At 58.9% G+C, this 10,841-nt stretch carries 7 protein-coding genes; 3 read left to right on the top strand and 4 right to left on the bottom strand.

What is annotated here, in order from left to right:
- The first annotated feature begins 551 nt into the window (after positions 1-551).
- Positions 552-2,006 (top strand): T9SS type A sorting domain-containing protein, encoded by a 1,455-nt coding sequence (locus LW884_09640; protein ID MCE3008589.1) that lies wholly within the window; start codon positions 552-554, stop codon positions 2,004-2,006.
- Between the two features lie 107 nt (positions 2,007-2,113).
- Here the strand turns inward: LW884_09640 and argS are convergent, their stop codons facing one another.
- Complete coding sequence (argS, locus tag LW884_09635; GenBank protein MCE3008588.1) at positions 2,114-3,904, bottom strand: arginine--tRNA ligase; 1,791 nt, start codon at positions 3,902-3,904, stop codon at positions 2,114-2,116.
- Positions 3,905-4,015: 111 nt separating this feature from the next.
- On the opposite strand from argS, the gene LW884_09630 reads away from it, so the two are divergent.
- Complete coding sequence (locus LW884_09630) at positions 4,016-4,687, top strand: ABC transporter ATP-binding protein (GenBank protein MCE3008587.1); 672 nt, start codon at positions 4,016-4,018, stop codon at positions 4,685-4,687.
- Between the two features lie 48 nt (positions 4,688-4,735).
- Here the strand turns inward: LW884_09630 and LW884_09625 are convergent, their stop codons facing one another.
- Both LW884_09625 and LW884_09620 read right to left on the bottom strand, forming a co-directional pair.
- Positions 4,736-6,235 carry a hypothetical protein gene (locus LW884_09625; GenBank protein MCE3008586.1) on the bottom strand — a complete coding sequence of 500 codons (1,500 nt, stop codon included), beginning with the start codon at positions 6,233-6,235 and terminating at the stop codon, positions 4,736-4,738.
- 168 nt (positions 6,236-6,403) lie between these two features.
- Complete coding sequence (locus LW884_09620; GenBank protein ID MCE3008585.1) at positions 6,404-7,489, bottom strand: hypothetical protein; 1,086 nt, start codon at positions 7,487-7,489, stop codon at positions 6,404-6,406.
- 222 nt (positions 7,490-7,711) lie between these two features.
- Between LW884_09620 and LW884_09615 the strand changes: the two genes are divergently transcribed.
- Positions 7,712-9,097, top strand: coding sequence for an arginine decarboxylase (locus tag LW884_09615; protein MCE3008584.1), 1,386 nt, complete (start codon positions 7,712-7,714; stop codon positions 9,095-9,097).
- A 427-nt stretch (positions 9,098-9,524) separates the two neighbouring features.
- Here the strand turns inward: LW884_09615 and LW884_09610 are convergent.
- A partial coding sequence (locus tag LW884_09610) for a T9SS type A sorting domain-containing protein (GenBank protein MCE3008583.1) occupies positions 9,525-10,841 on the bottom strand: 1,317 nt, incomplete at its 5' end.

Here is a 10,841-nt window from a genome sequence, read left to right as displayed (position 1 = left end):
TTTTTACTCCTACAGGCACGGGGCTAAATGATCAGATTAATGCCCTGGCCCTTCAACCTGACGGGCCAGTTGTCAAGGTGCTAATTGGTGGGGACTTTACAACCCACAACGAATCAGGACGCAATCGAATCGCCCGTTTAAGTTCATATGGTAGTCTGGATTTCACTTTTAGTCCTGGAAAGGGGGTAGTTAGAGGGTGGCTAAATTGCCTCGCCCTTCAGTCCGACGGCAAGGTGCTGTTAGGCGGTTACTTCACCTTGTACAATGACTCGGCTAGGAGATGTATTGCGCGTCTGAATGCCAATGGCAGCTTAGACTCTGAGTTTGATCCCGGTACGGCTATAGACGAGTTTCCCGGTGGGGGATACATTTCCACCATTGCGTTGCAACCCGACGGAAAAGCGCTGATAGGCGGCAATTTTAGATCCTACAACGGTATCTTCCGCACCCACGTCGCCCGCCTGAATGCCGACGGCAGTTTGGATGTCTCTTTTGATTGGGACGGGCCAAATTATGAACTGAGGGCCCTCGCTGTTCAGCCTGACGGCAAAGTGCTGATAGGCGGTGACTTTGTCCCCGAGTATAACAAGCCCTACTTCCGCATTGCGCGATTGAATGCCGACGGCAGCCGGGATGTTACCTTTAACCCTGGTACGGGAGCAGACGGCTCAGTTAATGCTATCGTGGTACAGTCAGATGGCAAGGTGCTAATAGGCGGGCAGTTTATTTCTTACAACGGCGTGTCTCGTAATGGAATCGCTCGCTTTCATGCTGACGGCAGTCTGGATGCGAGCTTTAATCCGGGCACCGGAACAACTAATGGACCTTATGGGGGGTCTGTTAAAACCATTGCGCTTCAGCCCGACGGAAAGGTGCTCATAGGTGGTGGATTTTCGTCCTACAACGGCACGGCCCGTAACCGCATCGCCCGCCTGAATGCCGATGGCAGCCTGGATGCCGGTTTTAACCCCGGTACGGGAGCGAACAGTTCAATTAATACCCTCGTGCTACAGTCAGATGGCAAGGTGCTGATAGGGGGGGACTTCACTACCTACAACGGCACGGCCCGTAACTACATCGCCCGCCTGAACGCAGACGGTAGCCTGGATGTCGGCTTTAATCCCGGTACAGGCTTGAACGGTTTGGCTAGCGCCATCGTGATACAGTCAGATGGTAAGGTGCTGATAGGCGGCGATTTTACGTCCTACAACGGTTCCCCCAGAGGAAGTATCGCCCGGGTGCATGGCCAGTGTGTCCCGCTTGCCGCTCCCGCAATAGCCGACCAAGCACGCCAGGGAGTCGGCAGCGTACAGTTTACCTACGGCGGTACCCTGGAGGCAGGCCAACAGCTGGAGTGGAGCAGCGATAACACTAGTTTCGGCAATCCTGGTACCACCAGCCCTGCCTACACACTGCAGGCAGGTGAGACGGCGACTTTCTACGCCCGTATTATGAGCAACAATGGTTGCATGAGTGCCGTAGCCTCTGTGAAAGCCACCGCATATGCCATAAACAGCAGCGTTCAGGTTGTTCAAACAGCTGGCAGCAATAGCCTCAGCGCTCCGGCAGGCGTTAACACCGCAACCATCCAGTGGCTGGATGCCAATCTGCAGCCCATAGTGGGTGCCACCAGCGCCACCTTCACCCCCGATGCCAGCGGCACTTACTACCTCAGCTACGTAGATGCCAACGGCGACTACCAGGTGAGCAACGCCATCAGCTTTGTGGCTAGTACCACCGCCCGCACCGCCAGCCTAGCCGCCGCCGGCATCCAGCTGTACCCCAACCCCACACAGGGCCAGCTGACCGTAGCCCTGGCCACCCCCGGCAGCTACAGCCTGCAGCTGACCGACCCACAGGGCCGCGTGGTATACACCACTACCCTAAGTAGCAGTGCCGGTGGTACTACCACCAGCCTGCAGCTGCCCAGCCTGGCCCCCGGCCTGTACAGCGTACAGGTAGCCGGTGCCAGTGGCACCTACAGCGGCAAGCTGAGCGTGCAGTAGGCTCTGGTTAGTAGATGCTGCCTAAAAGAAAAAGGCCCGTACGAATAGTGCGGGCCTTTTTGTGTGCTTATACACCCGGTGCCAGGCATCCAGGGCGGCCTGGGCCGCTACATACGGGTGGGGGCAGGTATGCCCAGCAGGGCCAGGGCGTGGGCCAGGTGGGCCGCCACCTGGGCGTTTAGCTGCACGCGCAGGGCCAGGGTGGCCCCCTCGGCACGTAGCACCGGCACCTCGTAGTGGAAGCGGCTGTAGTCTCGGCTCAGGTCGTAGGCATACTGGGCTACCAGGGCGGGGTTGCAGGTGGCAGCGGCCTCGGCCAGTAGGCGTGGCCAGGCCTGCAGGCGGTGCAGCAGCTCGCGCTCCAGCGGGTGCAGGCTCAGGCCCTCGTACTGGGTGGCCTCGGCCAGCAGCCCCGGCCGGTCGGCCAGCGCCCTGCGCAGTATGCCGTGGATGCGTGCGTGCGTGTACTGGATAAAGGTGCCTGTGTGCCCCTTGAAGTCGATGCTCTCCTGTGGGTTGAAGAGCATGCGCTTGCCGGGATCCACCTTCAGCAGGTAGTACTTTAGTGCCCCCAGGGCCAGCATGCTGTACAGTTTGTCCAGCTCGGCTGTTTCCATGCCCTCGGTTTTGCCCAGCTCTTCGGTGGCTGTGCGGGCGGTTTCTATCATTTCGTCTATCAGCTCATCCGCATCCACCACGGTGCCCTCTCGGCTTTTCATTTTTCCGCTGGGCAGGTCTACCATGCCATAGCTCAGGTGGTGTATACCCTCGGCATAGGGGCGGCCCAGGCGTTTCAGGATCTCTTTCAGCACCGTCATGTGGTAGTCCTGCTCATTGCCTATTACGTAGATGCTGCGGTGCATGTGGTGGTCGTGGTAGCGCAGGTCGGCACTGCCCAGGTCCTGGGTCATGTACAGGCTGGTGCCATCGCTGCGCAGCAGCAGCTTTTGGTCCAGGCCTATGTCTGTCAGGTCTACCCACACCGAGCCATCTGCCTGCCGGTAGAATATGCCTTTCTCCAGCCCCTCCATCACAATCTGCTTGCCCAGCAGGTAGGTGTCGCTCTCGTGGTAGTACTGGTCAAACTGTACGCCTATACGGGCATAGGTCTGCTCAAAGCCCTGATACACCCAGTTGTTCATCTGCTGCCACAGGGCTATTACCTCGGGCTTGCCCGCCTCCCAGTCTCGGTACAGCTGGCGGGCGTCCTGCATCAGGGGTGCCTCATTTTTTGCCTGTTCTTCCTCCATGCCCTGTGCTACCAGGGCGGCTACTTCCTTGCGGTACTCCTGGTCGAAGCGCACATAGTACTTGCCCACCAGGTGGTCTCCCTTCAGTCCACTACTTTGGGGGGTTTCGCCCTGGCCGTAGCACTGCCAGGCCAGCATGCTCTTGCATATATGGATGCCCTTGTCATTATACAGGCTTACCGCCCGGGTGGGGTAGCCGGCTGCCCGCAGCAGGTTTACCAGTGCGGCCCCCAGGAAGTTGTTTCGCAGGTGGCCCAGGTGCAGGGGTTTGTTGGTATTGGGGCTGCTGTACTCCACCACGGCCTTTTCGGCCTTGGGGGGCAGGTTTAGCCACTGGGTGCCCGCCTGCTGCAGGTGCAGCAGCAGCCGTAGCCAGTAGGCATCGCTTATCGTCAGGTTCAGAAAGCCCTTTACCAGCTCGTAGCGCGCCACTTCGGGCAGTAGGCTCAGGCCATCGCCCAGCTGCTGCCCCAGTGTGGGCAGGGGGGCCAGCTGCAGCTTGGTCAGGGGGAAGAGTACCACCGTGTAGTCGCCCGCCTGATCCTTTCGGGTGGGCTGCACCAGTATTTCCTCGGGTGCCAGGGTGTGCTGGTACAGCTGGCTGATTAGCTGGCTGGCCTGCTGCTGCAGGTGCTGGATAATGTCCATAGGAGGGAGGCTAAGCGTAGGCTGCAAAGTTAGCAGAATGCCGTGCTGTATGGGTGGCCTGGTGCCAAAAGCTGCCTAGGCAAGTAGGGCCCACTTGCGTATACTTGCAGTATGGCGGTTATCGAGCTAGAGCACATCAGCAAGCAGTACAAAATGGGCGGGGAGCTGATCCACGCCCTGCGCGACATTAGCCTGCGTATAGCCCACAATGCCTACGTAGCCTTTATGGGCCCCAGCGGCAGCGGAAAGAGCACGCTGATGAATATACTGGGCTGCCTGGACAGCCCCACCAGTGGCCGCTATGTGCTAAATGGGCGAGATGTGAGCCAGATGAAAGACCACGAGCTGGCACGTGTGCGGAATGAAGAGATTGGTTTTGTGTTTCAGTCTTTCAACCTGCTGGCCCGCCTGAGTGCGCTGGAGAACGTGGCTCTGCCCCTGGTGTATGCTGGCCTGGGCAAAAAGGAGCGCCTGGCCCGGGCGGCAGCATGCCTGGCCAGTGTGGGCCTGGCAGACCGCCTGCACCACCGGCCCAACGAGCTGAGCGGCGGCCAGCGCCAGCGGGTGGCGGTGGCGCGTGCCCTTATCAACCACCCGGCCATCTTGCTGGCCGATGAGCCTACGGGCAACCTGGACTCGAAAACCAGCTACGAGATCATGGCCCTGCTGGATGAGCTGCACCGCCAGGGGCACACCATCATCCTGGTAACGCACGAGGAGGACATAGCGCTGTATGCACGCGAAACCATCCGGCTGAAGGATGGCAGCCTGCTAGAGGCTTAGCTGCCCCCATCAGCCCCCCCCCCCGCGTCGCCGTTGGGTGGCACGCTGCTAGGGCTGGTCGTCTGGCTCGTAGGGGGCCGCTGCCGCAGCTGGGCGGGCGGCCAGTAGCTTGCCATCGGGGCCGTACTGCCGCACGGGCCCAGTTATCTTGCCCTCCTGCATGTACATCACCCACTGGGGCTGCCCATTGGGGTGGTAGGTGTGCAGGCTGCCCTGGCGTAGGCCGTTGGCAAAATGGCCTCGCTCCTTCACGCGGCCATTGGCCTCATACAGCAGCTCGTACGGCCCGTCGAAGCTGCCCCCCTGCAGGGCGTGTGCGCGTGCGTGCAGCTTGCCCGTGGGGTGGAAGCTGCGGTAGTCTCCCCAGAACTGGTATCCCTGCTCGGTAAGTGCCGCCTGGGCATACAGCTTGCGCGGTGTGCCATCCGGGTAGCGCAGGGCTACGTAGTAGGTTTGTCCCTCATATTGCAGGGTGCGCACCCCTGCCTCGCCCGATACATAGGTGCGTAGCTCGTCGGCCAGCGCCGTGGCGGTAGATCGGTAGGCCTCTATCTGCTGCTGCACCTTTTCGGCATCTACGCCCCGCATCAGCTGCAGGGGCAGGTACCGGCGCAGCTTGGGCTCAGCCAGGTGGCGGATGAATGGCAGATAATACTGGCTGAAAAAATCTCCGTTGCCTAGTGTGCTGCCCAGGGCATCCAGCATCAGGTCTGCCTGGCGGCAGGTGGTATAGGCCCCTAGCTCGCCCTGTATGGGGTAGGTGGGCGCCAGTGCCTCCTGCTGGCGGATGCGCGCTTCCAGCTTGTACAGGTAGGGCATTACGGGCATCATGTTCCCCATGGCATCGCCCGCTGTGCTTATCTCCTCTATCAGCTTCATGGTGCGCAGGTTCCGGCTATTGCCCGGCTCTATAAGCAGAGACAGCAGCAAGTAGCAGGTGGCGGGCGCGTACTGGTGGTCGGATAGGTAGAGTAGGCCCATCTTGTACAGCAGCAGGCTGTTCAGGGGGTTTAGGTGCAGGGCTGTTTCCAGCTCGGGTAGTGCCTGGGCATAGTGGTTATGGCCCTGCTCCCAGTGTGTGCGTGCGGCGGCATCGTACACCCGCCACTGCATGGGGTAGAGCTGTGCCGCGGCAACAATCCGCGTTTCGGCCTCGTCGTGCTGCGCCAGGCCATGGTAGGCTGCTATCTGTAGCAGGTACTGATCCAGCGCCAGTGTGGGCCGGGTGCTATCCGGCGCTATGGCGGCCAGCACATTCAGGCACTGGCGGAAGCTATCCAGCTCCAGGTAGATCCGCGCTTTTTGTGTAAGCTGGTATACATAGGCGCTGTCTGTAGGTGGTACACCGGGCAGCGTAGCCAGCATGGCACGTAGTGCCTCGGCCTGCGGGCCATCCTCAGCCGCCTGCCAGGGCTGTGTGGGCTGCTGCTGTGCCCACACAGCAGGTATGCCCGCCAGCAGGCACACAAGCACCATGCCCAGTGCCATACCTGGCATCCGCTGGTAGCGCACGGGCTTAGGCAAGGTAGCGTTACGCGATGGTTTCATTTTCTCGTATACGTTGGTATGATCGTCTGTACAAGGTTTACGTTTGCATGTTGGGCCTCGGCTCTATCACCTTGCCATACATGCTGCAAAATAGGGAACAGGTTGGCCCGTGTGTAGCCCACACACCAGCACCAAACTACCGTAAATCCACCAAATTTACCACTACTTTTATTCCAGCGTATAGCCCGCTGGCATTCCCTGCTCGTCCAGATACAGGGCGCAGTGTGTCCACTGGGCGAAAGGCCAGCTCAGGCTGCGCTTCCCCTCCTGAAAGGTTTTGTAGGCCTTCAGCTTATCGAGTGGGATTAGCTTGGGTGCTTCGGGTTGCTTCAGGTCCCACACCAGTACCTCGCCCACCTCGGGGTCCATCAGGATGAGCCGCTGGTCTACCTGCGCGATGGCTGCCACGTATCGGTCGGCCCGCTGGTAGCCGTGGAAAAGGAACTGCATGAGTGTGTCGCCCCCCTGGTGCATCAGCCGGGCATTGGGCCGGTAGGGGCTGGCATTGTCCTCCACCACCAGGTACAGGCTGTCATTCAGGTAGCGCACGGCCGCCGTGGGTGCCGCGTGGAACGAGCGGAAGACCTGGCGGGTGAGCGAGAGCGTGCCCTGGCAGGTGAGTAGCTGGGTACGGTCTGCACTCAGCTGAACCCCGCCATCGCATAGCCCGCTTTTCCCTTTTTTCAGGATGTTTCCCTGTGCATCCAGGCCTACGTACACGGCCTCCCAGGGTGGGCCACCCGGCAGGCCCAGGGTCTGCTCGAACCAGAAAAGCCCGGCGGCATAGCCCACAAAGCGCGTGCTCTGTAGGGCATAGGCATCCACCTGCGGCAGCAGGCCCTTGTACAGCTGGCGGCTCAGCTGCGTTACCCCCTTGGGCAGGCGCAGGGTGGTATAGTTCTGAAAATGAAAGGTATCCCGCTCCAGCACATAGCTTGCCAGGTAGGGGGGGGCGGGTTGCATCGGCGCATCGGCTGGCAGCCGCTTCCATACCTGCTCTACCACCAGGCTAGCCATCTGACCGGTGGGCATGGGCACCTGAAATGCCTGCTGCACACTATCATCCTCCCACTCTGGTGCCGCTGTGGCCTGCAGCACGGTAGGGCCGGCCGGCCGGTGCAGGCGCTGCCGCCTGAATCCCTCTGTATGGGCGCTGGCCGCCAGCGCCTGTGTGCCTTCGGTGTGGAAGTGCGCATAGAGGCCCAGGCCCAGGAGCCCAAGTGCAACTACGGTTAATACACGGTGCCAAAACATAGGTAGCAGGGTTCAGCTAATCCTATAATATATCCCCAATGAGGGCCGCATGCCAAGGGAATGTGCATAAATAATCCCCGAATAGCCTTTCAGAATAGGGTGTGGAAAACCCCAGGCCTTGCAGCGGCCCGATGTGGACGGATTGCCCCGGGCTGTGCCACCTGCAGCCCCGGCGGGGCGATTGCGGAACCAAACTAGCCCCTATATTTGCAGGCGAATGCCATGCAGAATTACGCTGAATTTATAAACCAGAGTGTCGACTTTCCACAGGCCGGCTTCCAGGTACGAGACGATGAGCTGTACTTCCACGACATCAACCTGATGGAGCTGCTGGAAACCTACGGCACCCCACTCCGGTTCAGCTATCTGCCCATTATTTCCGAGAATATCCAGCGTGCCAAGAAGCTTTTTCACGATGCCATCCGCAAGCACAAGTATTCGGGCCGCTATACCTACTGCTACTGCACCAAGAGTAGCCACTTCAGCTACGTGCTGGAGGAGGCCCTGAAAAATGACATCCACCTGGAGACCAGTTCGGCCTTCGATATCCCACTTATCGAGGCACTGGAGAAAAAAGGGCAGATCGCGAAAGACGTGCTCATTATCTGCAATGGCTTCAAGAGCGAGGCCTATAAGCAGCACATTGTAGACCTTATCCACGATGGGTTTACCAACATTATTCCGGTGCTGGACAATAAGGAGGAGTTTTTCTTCTACGACGACGAGCTGGACGAGCCCCAAAAAATAGGCATACGCGTAGCCGTGGAAGAGCAGCCCGACTACCACCTGTATACCAGCAGGCTGGGCATACGGGCCGACGATGTACTGAGCCTGTATAGCGACAAAATATCGCAGTACCCAAACTTTCAGGTTACGCTGCTGCACTTTTTCACCCAGGCTGGCATACACGACACGCCCTACTACTGGAATGAGCTGGAAAAGGTGGTGAACCTGTACTGCAAGTTCCGGAAGATAAACCCGCACCTGGATACGCTGAACATAGGCGGAGGCCTGCCGTATCGAAATAGCCTCTTCTTCGAGTACGACTATGAGTACATGATCGGCGAGATTGTGAGCCGCATAAAAGCTATTTGCGCGTCTTATGAGGTGCCCGAGCCCAACCTGATTACCGAGTTTGGCAGCTTTACCGTGGCCGAAAGCCAGGGCATCCTGTTCCGTGTGATAGGCCGAAAGATGCAGAATGACCGCGAAAAATGGCTGATGATAAACGGTAGCCTGATGACCAGCCTGCCGGATATATGGGCCCTGGGGCAAAAGTACATCCTGCTGCCGGTAAACAACTGGGATGCGGGCTACGAGCGCGTGGTGCTGGGTGGCATAACCTGCGACAGCCAAGACTACTACAGCGAGGATGCGCACGTAAATGTGGTCTTCCTGCCCAAAACCCGCAAGGTGCAGTACCTGGGCTTCTTCCACACCGGCGCCTACCAGGAGAGCCTAAGCGGCTTTGGCGGCATCCACCACTGCCTCATCCCCACCCCCCGCCATGTGCTTATCCGCAAGAATACCGACGGCGGCTATGCCTTCGAGATCTTCAACGAAGAGCAAACCAGCAAGCAGGTACTGAAAATACTGGGCTACAGCTAGGCCCTGGCGGGCGGCAGCTATTGCGAGTACGCCCTTGGGAGCACAAAAACCGTTCTCGCGGCAATGTTCCCTGTGGACCCTAACATGCGAGGACAATACAGGTATAACAACATCTCGCACGCGGAAATTGCCGCCTACTAGAGCTGGCTAGCGCCACGCGTAACCTGTGCGTATGACCCAGAGAAACCAGATCTCTTGCTCACACTAATCCCTGCACGGCTAGTGCCTAGGGAGCCTTAAAAGCACGGGCATTCACCTGGCCCATCTGGCCCTGGTACTGCCACAGCAGGGCCGTTCTTCAGCGGTTGACAGTCTGGCCCCTGCCACAGCAGCGTTCCTGCCTCCTGTGTGTGTTTCCCAAACAAAAAAGGGGTCTGCATCTATCCGACACAGACCCCTTCGGTTACAGGCTTATAGCTATTATAGCCTACTGCACACTCAGCTTGCCGCTATGCGTACCATTTGCCCCGCTGATCTGCACGGCGTACAGGCCTGCAGGCAGGCTGGGCAGCTGGAGTGTGGTGGTAGTACCAGTGGCACTGCCGCTCAGCTGGGTGGTGTATACTACGCGGCCCTGTAAGTCGGTCAGCTGCAGGCTGTAGCTGCCGGGGGTGGCTAGGGCTACGTTTAGCTGGCCCTGGCTGGGGTTGGGGTACAGCTGGATGCCACCGGCAGCCAGGCTGGCGGTGCGGGCGGTAGGGTCAGTTAGATTAGTCACAGTGATGCCAGGGCTGAGTACGGCACAGCCACTGGTGGCGTTGGTATAACGAACGTAATAGGTACCATTGAAGGTAGGCGTGTAAGCTTGGGCGGTAGCGCCTGCTATTTCAGCTTTGCTACTATTTAGCCATTGGTTGCCATTAGTTTGGCTGCTGCTAAGTACGCCGCCCGCTGCTGTAATGCTGACTGTAGCACCGCAGCCCTCCAGCCGGACTAACCAGTAGTCACCAAATAAATCTCCTCTTCTGGGTGCAGTCTTGTTGCCGTCTTCGGACCTGGAAATTCCCCCCAGCAGGTAGCCTCCGTCGGACGTGGCAAACATGGTGTTCAGCCCGTCACTATCGGTGCCGCCATAGGAGCGGTCCCATTGCGAAACGCCCTGGGTATTTATCTTTACTACCCAGTAGTCGCCGAACCCTCCTCTAAAGGGTGCGGTCTTGTTGCCATTCACACCTGAAATGGAGGTACCCCCTAGCAGGTAGTTGCCGTCGGCCGTAGCAAATATTTCATCCAGGTCATCAAAGCCTGTGCCGCCATAGGAGCGGTCCCACTGCGCCTCGCCCTGGGAACTTATTTTTACTACCCAGTAGTCGAAGTCGCCTATATTGGTGGAGGTCTTATTCCCATCGGCTCCAGAAAAAGAGATTCCTCCCAGCAAGTAGCCACCATCGGCTGTGGAAATCATGGTTGCCATTTCATCATAGCCTGTGCCGCCATAGGAGCGGTCCCACTGCACCTCGCCTTGGGAATTGAGCTTCACCACCCAGTAGTCGAAGTTACCTCGGTAAGGGGCGGTTTTGTTGCCACCCACTTCGGAAGCAGAAGTTCCTCCCAGCAAGTAGCCACCATCGGCTGTGGCAATCATCGTAGCTACCTGATCTCCACCGTTACCGCCATAGGAGCGGTCCCACTGCACCTCACCCTGGGAATTTATCTTCGCTATCCAGTAGTCAGAACCACCTCTCCCCGGTGCAGTCTTGTTCCCATCGGCTTCAGAAAAGGAGTTTCCCCCCAACAGGTAGCC

This window comes from Bacteroidota bacterium (assembly GCA_021300195.1).
Taxonomy (GTDB): domain Bacteria; phylum Bacteroidota; class Bacteroidia; order J057; family JAJTIE01; genus JAJTIE01.
The sequence above is the reverse complement of the archived record's forward strand: the minus strand, read 5'-3'. Positions and strand labels throughout refer to the sequence as shown.

What these genes read in the sequence shown, in the direction of transcription:
- argS (MCE3008588.1), bottom strand. Translation starts at nt 3,904, where the DNA reads ATGGACATTATCCAGCACCTGCAGCAGCAGGCCAGCCAGCTAATCAGC.
- LW884_09620 (MCE3008585.1), bottom strand. Translation starts at nt 7,489, where the DNA reads ATGTTTTGGCACCGTGTATTAACCGTAGTTGCACTTGGGCTCCTGGGC.
- LW884_09630 (MCE3008587.1), top strand. Translation starts at nt 4,016, where the DNA reads ATGGCGGTTATCGAGCTAGAGCACATCAGCAAGCAGTACAAAATGGGC.
- LW884_09615 (MCE3008584.1), top strand. Translation starts at nt 7,712, where the DNA reads ATGCAGAATTACGCTGAATTTATAAACCAGAGTGTCGACTTTCCACAG.
- LW884_09625 (MCE3008586.1), bottom strand. Translation starts at nt 6,235, where the DNA reads ATGAAACCATCGCGTAACGCTACCTTGCCTAAGCCCGTGCGCTACCAG.